General features: G+C 67.5%; 13 protein-coding genes. 2 read left to right on the forward strand and 11 right to left on the reverse strand.

Features of this window, described 5'->3' with window-relative positions; all coding sequences use genetic code 11:
* Positions 1 to 64: 64 nt before the first annotated feature.
* From EGJ34_RS13295 to EGJ34_RS13335, 9 genes are all read right to left on the reverse strand, one after another.
* A complete protein-coding gene (locus EGJ34_RS13295; protein ID WP_125360952.1) occupies positions 65 to 676 on the reverse strand; it encodes a YbhB/YbcL family Raf kinase inhibitor-like protein in 612 nt (203 codons plus the stop codon).
* Between the two features lie 9 nt (positions 677 to 685).
* Positions 686 to 2755, reverse strand: coding sequence for a tetratricopeptide repeat protein (locus EGJ34_RS13300; RefSeq protein WP_125360953.1), 2070 nt, complete (start codon positions 2753 to 2755; stop codon positions 686 to 688).
* Between the two features lie 63 nt (positions 2756 to 2818).
* Positions 2819 to 3811, reverse strand: a complete 993-nt coding sequence (locus tag EGJ34_RS13305) for an alpha/beta fold hydrolase (RefSeq protein WP_125360954.1) — start codon at positions 3809 to 3811, stop codon at positions 2819 to 2821.
* A gap of 55 nt (positions 3812 to 3866) precedes the next feature.
* Positions 3867 to 4658 carry a lysophospholipid acyltransferase family protein gene (locus tag EGJ34_RS13310; RefSeq protein ID WP_125360955.1) on the reverse strand — a complete coding sequence of 264 codons (792 nt, stop codon included), beginning with the start codon at positions 4656 to 4658 and terminating at the stop codon, positions 3867 to 3869.
* Positions 4659 to 4700: 42 nt separating this feature from the next.
* Entirely contained in the window at positions 4701 to 5129 is a 429-nt protein-coding gene (locus tag EGJ34_RS13315) for a hotdog fold thioesterase (protein ID WP_125360956.1), read from the reverse strand.
* Between the two features lie 26 nt (positions 5130 to 5155).
* Positions 5156 to 7219, reverse strand: coding sequence for a phospholipase D family protein (locus EGJ34_RS13320; protein ID WP_125360957.1), 2064 nt, complete (start codon positions 7217 to 7219; stop codon positions 5156 to 5158).
* On the reverse strand, positions 7216 to 7746 hold the full coding sequence (locus tag EGJ34_RS13325) for a YceI family protein (protein WP_260476992.1): 531 nt from the start codon (positions 7744 to 7746) through the stop codon (positions 7216 to 7218). Before EGJ34_RS13325 ends, EGJ34_RS13320 begins: the two co-directional genes overlap by 4 nt.
* 99 nt (positions 7747 to 7845) lie before the next feature.
* Positions 7846 to 8322 (reverse strand): histidine phosphatase family protein, encoded by a 477-nt coding sequence (locus tag EGJ34_RS13330; protein WP_125360958.1) that lies wholly within the window; start codon positions 8320 to 8322, stop codon positions 7846 to 7848.
* A 16-nt stretch (positions 8323 to 8338) separates the two neighbouring features.
* Positions 8339 to 8968, reverse strand: a complete 630-nt coding sequence (locus EGJ34_RS13335; protein WP_125360959.1) for a ParA family protein — start codon at positions 8966 to 8968, stop codon at positions 8339 to 8341.
* A 132-nt stretch (positions 8969 to 9100) separates the two neighbouring features.
* Here EGJ34_RS13335 and EGJ34_RS13340 point away from each other — a divergent pair, with 132 nt between their 5' ends.
* Positions 9101 to 10588, forward strand: a complete 1488-nt coding sequence (locus EGJ34_RS13340) for an AAA family ATPase (RefSeq protein ID WP_125360960.1) — start codon at positions 9101 to 9103, stop codon at positions 10586 to 10588.
* 7 nt (positions 10589 to 10595) lie between these two features.
* Here the strand turns inward: EGJ34_RS13340 and EGJ34_RS13345 are convergent, their stop codons facing one another.
* Positions 10596 to 11234 carry a tetratricopeptide repeat protein gene (locus EGJ34_RS13345; RefSeq protein WP_125360961.1) on the reverse strand — a complete coding sequence of 213 codons (639 nt, stop codon included), beginning with the start codon at positions 11232 to 11234 and terminating at the stop codon, positions 10596 to 10598.
* A 170-nt stretch (positions 11235 to 11404) separates the two neighbouring features.
* Here EGJ34_RS13345 and EGJ34_RS13350 point away from each other — a divergent pair, with 170 nt between their 5' ends.
* The gene (locus EGJ34_RS13350) at positions 11405 to 15100 is read left to right on the forward strand and encodes an indolepyruvate ferredoxin oxidoreductase family protein (protein WP_125360962.1); all 3696 of its coding nucleotides are present in this window, start codon (positions 11405 to 11407) and stop codon (positions 15098 to 15100) included.
* Positions 15101 to 15187: 87 nt separating this feature from the next.
* Here EGJ34_RS13350 and EGJ34_RS13355 read toward each other — a convergent pair.
* A partial coding sequence (locus EGJ34_RS13355) for a DUF938 domain-containing protein (protein WP_125360963.1) occupies positions 15188 to 15581 on the reverse strand: 394 nt, incomplete at its 5' end.

The raw sequence follows: 15581 nt of genomic DNA on the forward strand, positions 1-15581 counted from the left end.
CCGGCGGGCGCTACCGGATGGATCATGACCCGGTAGCGCCGGCCGTTGGCCGGCCCTCCGGATGTCAGACCAGCGCCGGATTCAGCGTGTACGTCCCATGCAGGCTGGCCTCGGCCAGCACATGCCCCTGCATCGCCCGCAGCACATCCGCCGCGGTGAACGGCGTCGGCAACTCCAGCGTTGCCACGTCCAGCGCGAACACGCGGAAGAAGTACCGGTGCACAAGCTCGTCATTGAACGGCGGGTACGGGCCGTCGTAGCCGAGGTACTGGCCTTCCATGTCGGCATTGCCGGCGAACCAGCCGGTGAAGTCGTTCAGGCCCTGGCGTGAGCCGGCCGGTCCGGCCGGCTGCGGCTTGCCCTTCACGGTAAAGCCTTCGCTGCAGCTGCCTTCGGCCAACTCACGCACGTCGGCAGGAATATCGGCCATGGCCCAATGGATGAACGGCGCGCGCGGCTGATCAGCCGGCACGGTACGGTCGTGGCGACCGACCGTTTCCGGCACGGTCGGCACGTCCGGGTCAATGCACAGCAGGGCGAACGAGCGGGTGCCCGCAGGCACCTCGCTCCAGGAAAGCTGCGGGTTGCGGTTGCCGGCAAAGCCGTCGGCATCGCCCGCGGCAAACGTGGCGGGAATCGGCTGGCCATTGACCAGGCTGGTGCTGCTCAGTTTCATGGGGGCTCCTTATGCTTCCGGGTAACCAAGGCGCACGGCGACCGGAGTCAGCTGCGCGAATGCCGCAGCCAGCGGCTCCTGATACTCACGCCAGTGGCCGCTGGCCATGCGAGCCGGCCCCAGCGTCTGTGCCGGCGGCATGACCACGCCGAACAGGCCGCCCAGGTGCTCGGCCATTTTTGCGGGGTCGTTGCCGATGCCGTCGATGCGCACCAGCGCGTGCGGGTACAGGTCCTGCTCGTGCAGGACGGCGACCTGGGTCATCGCACGTACCAGCCACTCGGTGGCTTCGTTGACCGAGGTGACCGCGAACGGAGCCGGCGAGCCGTTGGCCAGCCAGTGCAGCAGCATGTCGCGCGGGTCGCGCAGCACGACCAGCAGGCGGCCTTCGGGCAGCTGCGGGCGCAGCGCCCAGAGCAGGGCGTTGTCCCACCACAGCAGCCAGTCGATCACGTTGGCGTCGGCCAGCCCACGCTCACGCAGCTGCTCGCGCCAGACGTTGACCAGCTGCGCCGGCTCGAGCTTGCCGGTGGAGAGGTCCTGCAGGGCGTGGTAGCTCTGGAAGGCATCGTTGGGCGGCCTGGGGCCGAAGCGGTCGCCACGCAGTACCGGGCTGGCAGCGGCAATGGCGGCGATGACGCGCTCGACCCCGGAGCCCGGAGCACCCCACACGAACATCGGGCGGGCGGCCACATCGTCGGTGATCTCACCCTTGTCCGGCCAGCTCAGCGGGGCCTTGGCCTGCGGCGGCAGCGGCAGGCGGCGCGGGGCCTCGGAGACGTGCAGGTCAACCCAGGTCTTCAGGGCGTCGGCACGCTGGCCGGCCTGGTCCTGGACCATGCCCAGCCACGCGCGCAGCGCGTAGCGGCCGTCCTCCGGCGCGGTGTCGAGCAGCTGCTGGACGTGGGCCACCGCAGCGGCGGGATCGCGCTCCAGCATCGCCTCGACCAGGCGGTTCTCGCCGCTGGCGCGGCCAGGTTCAATTTCGACAATGCGGCGCGCAACCGCTTCCGCTCCCGCCGCGTCCTGCTGCATGTCATGCAGGCGCAGGCGCGTTTCCAGCGCAGGCAGATGGTCGGGCATGGCGGCCAGCCAGCGTTCGACCACGGCGACCGCATCGTCACTGCCCACCCGCTCGACCGCCAACCGTGCCAGCCACAGATTGTGCTCCTGTGGGTGGGTCACCAGCACGGCATCGAGGGCCTCGCGGGCCTGCGCCTCACGTCCCAGGCGCTGCCATGCCATCAACAGCAGCTGCAGGGTCTGGCGGTCGGACGGCCACTGCTCCAGCAGCGGCAGCAGGTGCTCCAGCGCCTGCAGGGGTTGTCCGGCCTGCACCGCGATCTCACCCGCCAGACGGCGCACGCCCGGGGTGTCACCTTCAGGACGCGCCAGCACCTGCTGCATGATCTCGGCGGCACCTTCGGTGTTGCCCTGCCGCAGTGCCAGCTGGACCAGCAGCCCCTGCAGCGAGGTCAGCCCGGGATTGACCTCGAGCACGCGACGGAAGCACTGTTCGGCGAAGGCCAGGGTGCCATTGCCCATGTGCGCGAACCCCAGCGCGTACAGAACGCGCGGGTCGTTGGGCAGCAACTGGCTGGCCGTCGACAGCAACGCCAGCGCCCGCTCGTGGTCGCCACGGCGCAGGGCGATCATGCCATGCAGGGCGACCACCTCGGGCAGATCGGGGTTGACGCGCGCGGCCAGGCGGGTGATCCGCTCGGCTTCGTCGGTCTCGTTGCGGGCCAGTGCCAGGTGCGCCTGCATCACATACGCCGACTGCTCGTTGGGATTGAGTTCGGCGGTACGGTCCAGGGCGTTGCCGGCCGCCTCGAGCTGGCGCAGGGCGAGCAGCAGACCGGCATGCTGCAGGTGCATCTCCGGGCTGTCCGGTGCCAGCGCCAGGCCCTGCTGCAGGCTCGCCAGGGCGTCGTCGTAGTGCCCCTGCTGCTGCTGTGCCAAGGCCAGCAGGCGGTGCGCGTGCGGCTGCGCCGGCTCGTTCTGGATCCACTCCCGCGCCAGCTGCACGGCTTCATCGGCCGCATTGCGGCGCAGGGCTTCAAGAATCTGGTCTTGCATGACGGTCCGGCTTGGGCTCAAACCTCGATTGTAAGACACCCCGCCGGTACTGCCCCACCCACCTCAGCGCAGGGCTTCGCAACCCAGCCGCTGGGCCACCCAGCGCTCGGAAAAACCGTCACCGCGCCAGTTCTCCAGAAAACCGCAGTGACCGCCCCAGGGCGCGATGTCCAGCTTCGCGCTGTCCGGCAGGCACCAGCCGTTGAAGGTGGCATAGGGAATGACCGGATCGTCCTCGGCCATCAGGATGTCGGCGGGCACGCTCAACGCGGCCAGGCGGTCGCCGGCGATGGAATAGCCGTCGAAGTACGCCTGCAGCGAACCATATGTGGTGTGGTGCTCGACCAGCCAGGCGGTCAACGCGCGGATGTCCAGCTTCAGTACGCGGTCGTCCCAGTCACTCAGCTCGGGAAACAGGTCACGCTTGCGGCGCAGCGATCCGGCCCATTTGCGCCGGAAGTACCAGTCGTACATCGCCGGCCCGTTTTCGATGCTTTCCATGGTGATGGCCGGGTCCAGCACCGGGCAGACCGAAGCGACCCGGCGCAGCGGCACCCCGGCATCGGGGGCACGCAGCGCCAGCCGCAGCACGAAGTTGCCCCCCAGCGAATAACCGGCCGCCACCAGTGGCAGCTGCGGCCAGCGCCGGGCGATGTCTCCGGCGGCCTGCACCACTTCGTCGATGCGGTTGGAATGGAAAATGCCGGGATTGAGGTGATGGGTGTTGCCATGGTCGCGGAAGTTCAGCCGCACCACGTCATAGCCGGCCTCGAGCATGCGCGCGGCGGTCATGCGCATGTAGCTGGACTCGGCACTGCCTTCCCAGCCATGCAGCAGCAGGGCCATGCCGACCGGCTCGCGGCCTTCGATACGGCTGTGCCAGCCCTGCAGACGCACGCCTTCGCCACCGTCGAGAATGAGCTCTTCGGTCAGCGCACCGGTGGAGGCAAGCAGCACCAGGCCGCGCTGCATGCGCATGCGGCTGGAACTGAGCATCGACTGCAGGTGCGGATTGCGCAGCCAACGCGGCGGACGGTAGTCGGCAGCGGTCAACATGGGCGCGGAGCCTGTTACAGACAACGACGGGGGCGCTTGAACGGGCGCCATCGCCCTACTCGCCCATCATGGCCGCCACGATGCGCGCACGCGAAGTTTCGGCGATACGGCGACGGCCTTCAAGATCGTGGGTTTCAATGGGGTCGAGGAAATGCACCTCGGCCCGCCGCGCCGGCTCCCCCAGCAGACGCAGGAAGTTGGCGAAGAAGCTTTCCTTCGGGCCAAACGCCACGATGGTCTGGGCGTCGCCGCGCCAGCCATAGCGCAGCGCGACCGGCTGCACCGGCACGTGGGTTTCCACGGCGGCCTGGAAGATGCGCGCATGGAAGGGACCTACCTCGGTGCCGCCGCGGGTGCGGCCTTCCGGAAACACGCCCACGGCCTTGCCTTCCTGCAGACGCTCGACCATGACCTGCATCACCCCGCCCAGCGACTCGGTGCTGCCGCGCTGGTGGAAGATGGTCTGTCCACGCGCGGCCAGCCAACCGACGACGGGCCAGCTGGCGATCTCGCGCTTGGCCACAAAGCCCATCATGCGCTGGCTGTGCAGCACGGAGATATCCACCCAGCTGACGTGATTGGCCACGAACAGCACCGCGCCGGGCAACGGCGTGCCGATGCGCTGCAGGCGGAAACCGAAGATCCACATCAGCCCGCCCTGCCAGGCATTGACCACCGCATGCCCCAGCGCGCGATTTCCCACGCGCACATGTGCCCACAACGGCAACATGCCGATCAGGGTCAGGGGCAGGAACAGCAGGATGTGAACCAGCAGCAGGGGAACGCGGTACAGGTAACGGCACACACGCGCCACGCCGCCACGCGGGGCCGAAGTGGGGGAAGTCATCCGGCCACGATACTCCAGCACAGCGGGGTCTGCCAGATATTCTCAGGCCGCCGGAACCACGGCCAGGGTCAGCCGCGAAGTGCACACCAGCTTTCCTGCCTCGTCCTCGATGCGGATGTCCCAGACATGGGTGCTGCGGCCCACGTGCACGGCACGGGCGGTACCGGTGACGGTACCGCTGCGCTGGGCACGTATGTGGTTGGCATTGATCTCCAGCCCCACGCAGACCTGCTTGCTGGTGTCCACGCACAGGTTGCCGGCGCTGCTGCCCAGGGTTTCAGCCAGCACCACCGAGGCACCGCCATGCAGCAGGCCATAAGGTTGGCGGGTGCGGGCATCGACCGGCATGGTGGCGCTGACCCAGTCCTCGCCAGCGGCAGTGAACACGATGCCCAGCTGCTCGATCAGGGTATTGCGGCTGAGCGCGTTGAGGGCGTCGATCGACACCGGCTCGCGGAAGATCGGGGGCATGCAGCGTCTCCGTACAGAAGGAAGATTTACAGAATGGGCACCAGACCCGCACCGAAGGCGGTCAGCATGCGCACCAGCAACCACTTCGGGCCGACATTCACTTCGGGGAAGTCACCCACGGCGGTGTAGCAGCTGTGGAAATCGGCGTGCTGACGCGGCAGCGGTTCCGGGCACGCGGGACCGGGCTGGAACTCGTAGTCGGTGGCGTAGCGCCAAGGCCAGAAATCCAGCACCGGCAATGCCTCGGACGCCTTGCCCACGCTGTAGTTCAGGCCGGACAGCACCGGCGGCTTGCTGCGTGGGGCCACGGTCCAGGAATTGTCCGGCTGGATGTCGCGCAGGATGCTCTGTGCCAGCGCTTCGGCGAACGCGGGATCGTCGATGACCACCGCGCCTTCGGTGTTGTAGTTCTCGCTGCGCGGATCGAAGTTGTGGGTGCCGATCACGCCGACGCGGCGGTCCACTACCAGCGACTTGGCATGCAGGCCCATGCGCGCGCCACTGCGGGTGACCGGCAGCGGCTTGTTGACTGCCTTGGTACCGAGGAAGGACGGTCGGGTTTCGGCACGCAGCACGCGCCGTTCGACCACGCTGCCGTCGGTGCGGCGGCGCGCGGCCGGACCCGGCGTGGGTTGGGGTTGCGCCCTGCCGTCAGCATCGGTCACGGCAACCGGCCCGGAAGCCGCACCGGAACGACTGCTGCCACCACGGCCACTGCCGCGCGCATTGCTGCCTGCGGCGCTGCCTCCCAGCAGGCTGCTGCGGCGCTCGGTGCTGGGTGGCACGCCCAGCGGGGCGGGCACCAGATTGCGATAGTCCACCGGTGCATCCAGCGGGAACGGCTTGAATTCGTAGATGTTGAAGCCCAGCTCACGCAGGTTGCGGCGTTTGTACTTGTACGACAACGCGTAGACGATGGGGTTGTCAGTGGCGGCCAGGCTGTTGGTGGACACCACCACGCGCGGTGCCTGCTCGCGCTGGCGCAGCTCCTTGAACAGCTTGCGTGCCGGCTTGGATAACACCAGGTACGGGGTCTGCAGCAGCACCTCGGTCTGGGCACTGGCGATCAGCGCGTCCAGCTGCGGCTCGGTCACGTGCTGACCGTTGGCCGGCTGGCTGGCCTGCTCGCGACGGTGCTTGCGTGGGAGGTCGGCCACGTAGCGCACCGAAGCGACCGGCAATGCGGTATCGACGAAGGTGCGGCGCACATAGTCCGCATCGCTGGCCTCTTCGCTGACCTGGGCCACGCGTTCGGGGCGGCGGTAGTCCAGCGGCGGCATGGATGGAACACCCTGTTTCAGCAGGGTGCGGCCGACGTCGTTCAGGCGTTCGGCGGGCACGCTTCGCGGGGCGTGCCAGAACGCGTCGAAGTTGACCGCCATCGCGCGTACTTCCGGGCCGGCCACGATGACGTCGCGGTCGCGGAAGTTGTATTCGCTGTCCCAGTCGTAATAGTCGTCCTGGTAGTTGCGTCCACCGACCACACCCAACGCGTCGTCGATCACCAGCAGCTTGTTATGCATGCGCTGGTTGAAGCGACGGAAGCAGCACAGCACGCTGCCGGCGTAGTCGAAGTAGTTGAGCTTGGCCTTGCCGAAGGTGGGGTTGTAGACCCGCAGCTGGAAGTTTTCATGGCTGCTGGCAAGCGCGCCCAGGATCTGCAGGTCGGAGATGGCGGAGAGCTGGTCGATCAGGACCCGCACCTTGACCCCGCGCCGGGCGGCGGCCTGCAGTTCTTCCAGCACAAGGCGGGCGCTGTCATCCTTGTCGAAGATGTAGGTCTGCAGGTCGATGCTGCGGGTGGCGCTGCGAATCAGGTTGATCCGCGCCACCAGCGAGGTTTCACCCTCGTCCAGGATGGTGGCGTAGTGGCGTGGGGTGTCCACGGTGGATTCGGTGAAGGCCTGGCCACCCAGCGCGCGCAGTGGCGAATCCTGCGCGCAGCGGTCCGGCTGGGTGCAGTCCACCTGCTGCGAGCGGGCCTGCGCGGCAATGCTGGCGGCGCGATCACGCTCGGCGTTGGACAGGGACGCACATCCGCTGCCCAGCAACACGGTTGCCAGCGCCAGGAGCCGCAGCAGCAGATTCACGGTTTGGCCGCCTCCATCAGGCGGGCACGCAATACGAAGGTCACTCGATCACTCAGGGCAAGTTGCCAGCTATCCATTCCATACCGGCCACGCTGCACGGTACCGCGGCTGACCACGTCGCAATCATACCCGGCCCGGGGGCAGGCCGCCGGTTCCACCCGCAGCACCTCAGGGTGCGATACCCCGCGCAGGATCAGCCGGCCTTCGATGCCGCCGCCTTTGCTGACCAGCTCGGGCCAGTAAGGGAGCGAGTCGAATTCCACCACCGGGTAGCGGTCGGCATCGAAGAACTCCTCACCGCGCATCCAGCCGGTGTAGCGGGCCTTGCCGGGGATTTCCACGTAGCGGCTGAACATGCGCAGGTGGACCTGGTGGCGACCGTCGGGCAACACGTCGACCCGCCCCTCAAAGCGGGGAAACACCCCTTCGATCCGCTGGCCCAGCCGGGTACGGATCTCGAAGCCGAAGTGCGAACGTGCGGTATCCACCGCCAGCACCTGCTTTGGCGTTTGCGCCGCCGTGGCAATCGGGTTGGGCGGGCTGGCCGCCACAGGGGGTTCGGCCAGCACGGAACCGGCCGCCAGCCCGAGCAGACAGCGCAGTCCGATCTTTACTGCTTTCACGGCCTACGGCCACCAGAAGGCGGTCAGCTTGGCCACTCCTGGCTCGATATCGGCGTCACGTCCGAACTGCAGCACGGCAATGCCGGCCGGCGGCATGCCACGGTACTCGCTGGTGATGCCTTCGGTCATCAGCGCGACCAGCTGCTCCAGGCCGGGGTTGTGGCCGACCACCATCAGTCGGTCGATGTCACGGCGCTCGTCCACCAGGGCTGCCAACGTTCCGGGGGTAGCCTCGAAGATGCGGTCCTCGAGCCGATGTTCGACCACGCCGGTCGCGGCCAGCACTGCCTCCAGGGTTTCGCGGGTGCGCCGGGACGGCGAGCACAGCACGCAGTCCGGACGCAGGTTGTTGTCCTTCAGCCATTTGCCGGCGGCCTCGGCCTCGGCCAGGCCGGTGGCCGACAACGGACGGTCCAGGTCGGCCTGTCCGGTACTGGCCTGTTCGGCGTGGGCGTGGCGCAGCAGTATCAGTTCTCGCATGAGGTTTCCTTCCGGATCAATCCAGTTTCAGCCACTGCAGCAGTGGCTCCCAGTCACTCTGATGCTCGCGCACCTGCGCGGAGCGGTAATCGAACAGGCCACGCCCCAGCCCCGTGGTGACCACATAACTTTGGCTGTCGCGCAGCTGCGCCACCACCGGGTAGGGCCATTCGGCCAGCATCTGGATGGCCTGCTGCGACGTCTGGGTCCACGGCTTGGTGCGGTTGAGCACCAGCCCTACCGGCAGCTTGCGGCTGTGCACGCGTGGCACCTTGGCCAAGCTGTTGAGAAAACCCACAATGGCTTCGATGTCCAGCGCCGACGGCAGGACCGGCACCACCACGGCGTCGGCGACATCCAGGAAATGTTCCAGATCGTCGGCCAGCCCGCCTGCCGGAGCGTCGATTATCACCACGTCGGTGTCATCGGGAATCTGCTTGAGGCCCTTCTTTCGGGTGGCATCTATGGGCAGTACCGCGCTTTCGAGCCCGGCCCGCCGCTGCGCCCAGCGGGTGCTGGACCCCTGCGGGTCGGCGTCGGCCAGGACGGTCCGTTTGCCGGCCAGGGCGGCAAAGGCCGCCAGATGGGTGGCGACGGTGGTCTTGCCCACGCCACCCTTGGAACCGGCGACCAGGATCGTCTTCATGCACGCCTCGCTTCCGATGGGGAACCTGGCTTGAGCGTACACCGGTGCCCGTGACGGAGATAGTCGCGCGGCTGAACCTCGTCCGGGCTGCGGCGCTTTGCTATCGTGCGCGATCCAAAGGAATGCAGCCCCATGAGCGAGTTACAGGACCTGAGCGCACTGATCCGCGCCAACACCCCGTTGATTGTCATCGAGACCCAGGACGAGGGCCGGGTGGTGGAGCTGTTCCGCCAGACCCTGATGCACGTGTGGCGCGCCCTGCACCGCTGGTCGATCACCGAGGGCCTGCGCCGGATCGACATGGACAAGGAAGACGACGCCATCGGCCCGCCGGACGCCAGTTCGGCGCTGCAGATGATCCGCCAGGCCGAACAGCGCGGCATCTACCTGCTGCTCGATTTCCACCCTTACCTGGGCTATGCCAGCCACCAGCGCGCACTGCGCGACCTGGTCCAGCGCCGCCATTGCGAAGCCCACGTGCTGGTGCTGGTGGGAGCCAAGGTGGAGCTGCCGGCCGAGCTGGAGGCACTGGCCACCCGCTTCAACCCGCGCCTGCCCGACCTGAACGCCCTGCTGAAGATGCTGCGCGAGGAAGCGGCCACCTATGCCCGCGAAAACGGCGGCAAGCGGGTGGAGGTGGACAACGAAGCGGTACAGCTGATCCTGCGCAACCTGCGCGGCTTGAGCATGGTGGATGCGCGGCGCATCGCCCGCCAGCTGATTTTCGCGGATGGCGCACTGAGCCAGGACGACCTGCCGCAGCTGGCCCGGTTGAAATTCGAACTGCTCAACCGTGCCGGTCATCTGCACTATGAGTACGACACCACTCGTTTTGCCGACGTGGCCGGGGCCAACCGGCTCAAGCGATGGGTCAACCAGCGCCGCTCGATCTTCCTCGGCGGTTCGGCGGGTACAGCCGGGCTGGACCCGCCCAAGGGCATGCTGCTGCTGGGCGTGCAGGGCTGCGGCAAGTCCATGCTGGCCAAGGCCACGGCGGCCGGTTTCGGGGTGCCGCTGCTGCGCCTGGACTTCGGCAGCCTGTACGACAAATTCCATGGCGAAACCGAGAAGAACCTGCGCCAGGCCCTGACCTCTGCAGAGCAGCTGGCACCGTGTGTGCTGTGGATCGACGAGATCGAAAAGGGCTTGGCCAGCGGCGGCGAAGACGGTGGGGTCTCGCGCCGCGTGCTCGGCTACCTGCTGACCTGGCTGGCCGAACGCAAAGAGCCGGTCTTCATTGTGGCCACCGCCAACCAGGTGCACGAACTACCGGCCGAGCTGCTGCGCAAGGGACGTTTCGATGAGATCTTCTTTGTCGACCTGCCCGACGCCAACACCCGCGTGGAGCTGCTGCGCCTGCACCTGGGGCGACGCCAGCTCAACGCCGACGATTTTGCGCTGCCTGCGCTTGCCGCTGCCAGTGATGGCTTCTCAGGCGCGGAAATCGAGCAGGCGGTCGTGTCCGGCCTGTACGCCGCACATGCCGAGGAGCGCGTGCTCGACACCGACCTGCTGATGCAGGAAATCCGCAACAGCCGGCCGTTGTCAGTGCTGATGGCCGAACAGGTGAGCGCCCTGCGCGAATGGGCGCGCGGGCGGACCGTCAGCGCGGACGGTTGATACCGCGTTACGGCCAGGCCGGAGGGTTGGCCGCCCAGGCCTGCTGTACTTCGGCCAGGGTCGCACGCTCGGCATCGCGCCAGGTGGGCAGCTGCTGGGCATAGCCCGCCGTGCTGCTCCAGCGCTGCGGCTCGGTGCGCACGGCGGCGGCGTACCACTTCACCGCATCGTCCTTGCGCCCCGCGGTCCACAACGCCAGTGCATAGGTCGGCGGCACCCACGATGCGTTGCCGCGCAGCCCGGACTGGGCGCTGTGCCACAGCGCCATGGCACCTTCGGTGTCGCCCTGGCGGTACAGGGCCCAGGCATGATTCCAGCGCACCATGCGGCCCTGGGCCGAATTGGCGGACGCCTCTTTTTCCGCCTCGGCATACAACTGCTCGCCCAGCTCCGGACGGCCCTGCGCATAGGCCACGCTGGCCAGCTGCACGGTGGCGTCCAGTGCCTTGCGGCCACGTTCGCGCTGCTTCATCAGCTGATCGACGAGATCGCCCGCATCGGCAGGCACCACTTCCGGAACGGAAGCAGCCACGTCGTCGTCGAAGTAGAACTCCTGCAGTGCCGGCACCGATTGCGCTGCCGCCCCGAACACTGCCATCCCCGCTGCCAGCACGACGCTGGACAGCACTTTTCTTGCCACTGCCATAAAAACTCCCCCAGGTTGTCACACAACCTCCCTCCCCGATCCTAACCGCAGATAGCGCCCCGATGCGACCCCTGGAGGCCATGAAAAGTGTGGAATTTGCGTCACTGTTACAATCCGCACCTTTCCGGTCGCCTCTGCGCGGCCGTGCCAGCCGTCATTCCGGGCCAGCCATGACCAGTACCGCCGAACTCACCTCGCCCTCGTCCGCCAACCAGCCCGGCGCGCTGGATGACAGCTACACGCTGGATCACAAGTACACCCGGACCGACGGTCGCATCTATCTGAGCGGGGTGCAGGCGCTGGTGCGCCTTCCGCTGATGCAGCAGCTGCGCGACCAGGCGGCCGGCCTCGATACCGCCGGTTTCATCAGTGGCTACCGTGGCAGCCCGCTGGGTGGCTTCGATCTGGAGCTGTGGCGGGCGCGCAGACATCTGGAAGCGGCCAAGGTGAAGTTCACCCCCGGCCTGAATGAGGATCTCGGAGCCACCATGGTCTGGGGCACCCAGCAGACCAACCTGTTTCCCGGGGCCAAGGTCCAGGGCGTGTACGGCATGTGGTACGGCAAGGGTCCGGGTGTGGACCGCTGCGGCGACGTATTCAAGCACGCCAACGCGGCCGGCACCTCGCTGCACGGCGGGGTGCTGGCACTGGCCGCCGACGACCATGCCTGCCGCAGCTCGACCCTGCCGCACGGCAGCGAGGACGAATTTGTCAGCGCGATGATGCCGGTGCTCAATCCGGCCGGGGTGCAGGACATCCTCGACATGGGCCTGCTCGGCTGGGCGATGAGTCGCTACACGGGGCGCTGGATCGGATTCAAGACGATTGCCGAAACCGTGGAGTCCTCTGCTTCGGTGCAGGTCGATCCGTTCGCGCGCCGGATCGTGCTGCCCGAGGACTTCGAGATGCCGGCCGGGGGACTCAACATCCGCTGGCCGGATCCGCCGCTGGACCAGGAAATGCGCCTGCACCGTTATGCGGTGAAGGCGGCGCAGGCGTTTGCCCGCGCCAACCAGATCGACCGCATCGTGATGGACTCGCCGCGTGCGCGGCTGGGCATCGTCACCACCGGCAAGAGCTATCTCGACGTGCTGCAGGCGCTGGAGTACCTGGGGCTGGACGAGCGTGCATGTGCCGATATCGGCATCCGCGTGTACAAAGTCGGCATGACCTGGCCGCTGGAGCCGGTGGGTATCGCGCGCTTCGCCGAAGGCCTGGAAGACATCGTGGTGGTGGAGGAGAAGCGTGCCTTCATCGAGCGTCAGATGAAGGAGCAGTTCTACAACTGGCCCGCCAGCGCCGGTCCGCGCCCGTCCATCGTCGGCAAGTACGACGAGCAGGGCCAGTGGATCCTGCCGTCGACCAACGAGCTGACTCCGGCCACGATTGCCGGCGTGATCGGCCGACGCATCCAGCGCTTCTTCAGCAACGAATCAATCGAACAGCGCCTGCGCTGGATGGACGCCAAGGAAGCCGAGCTTGCGCTGCCGCGCGCCAGCTTCCCGCGCGTGCCGCACTACTGCTCGGGCTGCCCGCACAACACTTCCACCCGCGTACCGGAAGGCTCACGCGCGCTGGGCGGCATTGGGTGCCACTACATGGTGACCTGGATGGACCGCAGCACCGACACCTTCACCCACATGGGTGGCGAAGGCGTCACCTGGGCCGGGCAGGCGGCGTTCACCGACACCGAGCACGTGTTCCAGAACCTCGGCGATGGCACCTATTTCCACAGCGGCTCGCTGGCGATCCGCCAGGCGATCGCCGCCGGGGTCAACATCACCTACAAGATCCTCTACAACGATGCGGTGGCGATGACCGGCGGGCAGCCGGTCGACGGCACCCTGACCGTGCCGCAGATTGCCCACCAGATGCGCGCCGAAGGCGTGCAGACCATCGTGCTGGTGAGCGATGAGATCGGTAAATGGAACAAGCGTGAGCTGTTCCCCGAAGGCGTGGAGTTCTTCGACCGTGCCGAACTGGACGCGGTGCAGAAGCAGCTGCGCGAAGTGAAGGGCACCAGCATCCTGATCTACGAACAGACCTGCGCCACCGAAAAGCGCCGTCGTCGCAAGCGCGGCAAGCTGGTCGACCCGCCCAAGCGGGTGGTGGTCAATTCACTGGTCTGCGAGGGCTGCGGCGACTGCGGCAAGAAGAGCTTCTGCGTGTCGGTGCTGCCGAAGGAAACCGAATTCGGACGCAAGCGCGACATCGACCAGTCCAACTGCAACAAGGACTATTCCTGCACCACCGGCTTCTGCCCCAGCTTCGTCACCGTGCACGGCGGCACCCCGCGCAAGGGCGCGCGTCGCGACGGCAGCGCGCTGCTGGACAACCTGCCGGCACCGGTGTTCCGCAGCACCTTGGAACAGCCGTGGAACATCCTGATCACCGGCGTCGGCGGTACCGGCGTGGTGACCATCGGCGCACTGCTCGGCATGGCCGGACATCTGGAGGGCAAGGGAGCGACCGTGCTCGACCAGACCGGTCTGGCACAGAAAGGCGGCGCGGTCACCACGCATATCCGCATTGCGCGCACGCCGTCGGACATCCACGCGGTGCGCATTGCCGCCGGTGAGGCGGATCTGGTGGTGGGCTGCGACATGGTGGTGGTGAATGACTACTGGGCGCTGTCGAAGGTGCGCGCCGAGCGTTCGCAGGTCGTGCTCAATACCTATGAAGCGATGCCGGGCACGTTTACCACCCGCCCGGACATGCAGTTCCCGGCCGCCGACATCATTGCCGGCATCCGCGTGGCACTCGGCGGTCGCGAGCCGCTGCTGCTGGACGCCACCCAGCTGGCCACCGCGCTGCTGGGCGACGCCATCGCCGCCAACCTGTTCATTCTGGGCTACGCCTGGCAGCAGGGCCTGGTGCCGATCTCGTTCGAGGCGCTGATGCGCGCGATCGAGCTCAATGGCGCGGCTGTGGCGATGAACCAGCAGGCCTTCGCCTGGGGCCGGCTGGCCGCAGTGGACCCGCAGGCGGTGCAGCAGGCCGCCGGACTGGTGCGCAATGGCCACACCGACGCCGAACGTACCCCGGGCCCGCTGCACGATCTGCCGCCGGGCGAATGGGAAGGCAACGAGTGGGGTGCCAACGCGGCTCCACGCAATACCGGCGACGAGCGCGAGCTGCGCGGTCTGCCCGGCCGTGCCGACCAGGGCGACGTGGCGTTCCTGCCGCTGGACGACGAGCGCCTGTCGCGTTCGCTGGACGAACTGATCGACCGCCGCGTGCGCTTCCTCACCGACTACCAGGACGCCGCCTATGCCGCGCGTTACCGCGCGCTGGTGGACAAGGTCCGCGTGGCGGAGTGGGACAAGGCCGGCAGCACCGCGCTGACCGAAACCGTGGCACGCTACTACTTCAAGCTGATGGCCTACAAGGACGAGTACGAAGTGGCCCGCCTGTACACCAGCGGCGAGTTCCAGCGACGCCTGCAGCAGCAGTTCGAAGGCGACTTCGAAGTGCGCTTCCATCTGGCTCCACCGCTGTTCGCGAAGAAGGACGAACAGGGCCGGCTGATCAAGCAGGAATACGGGCCGTGGATGATGAAGGCGTTCGGCCTGCTGGCGAAGCTGAAGTTCCTGCGCGGTGGCACCTTCGACGTGTTCGGTCGTACCGAAGAGCGCCGCAGTGAGCGCCAGCTGATCGAGGACTACGCACGCACCGTGGACGAACTGCTGGCCGGGCTGGACGATGACCGGGTGGCGCTGGCGGTGGAGATCGCCAGCATTCCCGAACACATCCGCGGCTACGGGCACGTCAAGGAAGCGCACCTGCACAGCGCCAAGGCGCGGGAAGCCGCCCTGCTCGCGCAGTGGCGGAACCCCAAGGCGTTGCATATCGTGCAGGTGGCTTGAGCGCGATTGGGTTACCGATGACGCGCATGGCGCGTCGCTACGGGTGCCGGCTCGGCCGCGTGTAGGGACACGCCATGCCGGCCGCGTTCAACGCCGCCACACCCGCAGGCGGTTGTTGGCCGGCATTTCCACATCGTCGATCAGCGCCAGTCCCTGCGCGGCGGCCAGCGCATCCACGGCCTCGGCATCGCGGATGCCCGAGGCCGGGTCGCGGTCCTTCAGCCACGCATCAAAGGTCCGGTTGCTGTCACTGGTGTACTCCCCGCCGTAATTGAACGGTCCGTACACGCACAGCAATGCCCCCGGAGCCATCACGGCCGGCAGCCCGGCGAACAGGGCCTGCACGTGCGCCCAGCTCATGATGTGCAGGGTGTTGGCGCTGTACACCACATCAAACCTTCCCGCGTCGGCCGGCCACGGGGCCAGCCCGGCCTGGGGCTCCAGCACCGCCTGCAGCGGCCACGGCGGCGGCGCGTTGGGC

This window comes from Stenotrophomonas sp. 278, from assembly GCF_003935715.1.
GTDB classification, from domain to species: Bacteria; Pseudomonadota; Gammaproteobacteria; order Xanthomonadales; family Xanthomonadaceae; genus Stenotrophomonas; species Stenotrophomonas maltophilia_AH.

Coding starts and splice junctions, on each gene's coding strand:
- EGJ34_RS13345 (WP_125360961.1), bottom strand. CDS start 11,234: ATGGCAGTGGCAAGAAAAGTGCTGTCCAGCGTCGTGCTGGCAGCGGGG.
- EGJ34_RS13315 (WP_125360956.1), bottom strand. CDS start 5,129: ATGCCCCCGATCTTCCGCGAGCCGGTGTCGATCGACGCCCTCAACGCG.
- EGJ34_RS13305 (WP_125360954.1), bottom strand. CDS start 3,811: ATGTTGACCGCTGCCGACTACCGTCCGCCGCGTTGGCTGCGCAATCCG.
- EGJ34_RS13350 (WP_125360962.1), top strand. CDS start 11,405: ATGACCAGTACCGCCGAACTCACCTCGCCCTCGTCCGCCAACCAGCCC.
- EGJ34_RS13300 (WP_125360953.1), bottom strand. CDS start 2,755: ATGCAAGACCAGATTCTTGAAGCCCTGCGCCGCAATGCGGCCGATGAA.
- EGJ34_RS13340 (WP_125360960.1), top strand. CDS start 9,101: ATGAGCGAGTTACAGGACCTGAGCGCACTGATCCGCGCCAACACCCCG.
- EGJ34_RS13295 (WP_125360952.1), bottom strand. CDS start 676: ATGAAACTGAGCAGCACCAGCCTGGTCAATGGCCAGCCGATTCCCGCC.
- EGJ34_RS13335 (WP_125360959.1), bottom strand. CDS start 8,968: ATGAAGACGATCCTGGTCGCCGGTTCCAAGGGTGGCGTGGGCAAGACC.
- EGJ34_RS13330 (WP_125360958.1), bottom strand. CDS start 8,322: ATGCGAGAACTGATACTGCTGCGCCACGCCCACGCCGAACAGGCCAGT.
- EGJ34_RS13310 (WP_125360955.1), bottom strand. CDS start 4,658: ATGACTTCCCCCACTTCGGCCCCGCGTGGCGGCGTGGCGCGTGTGTGC.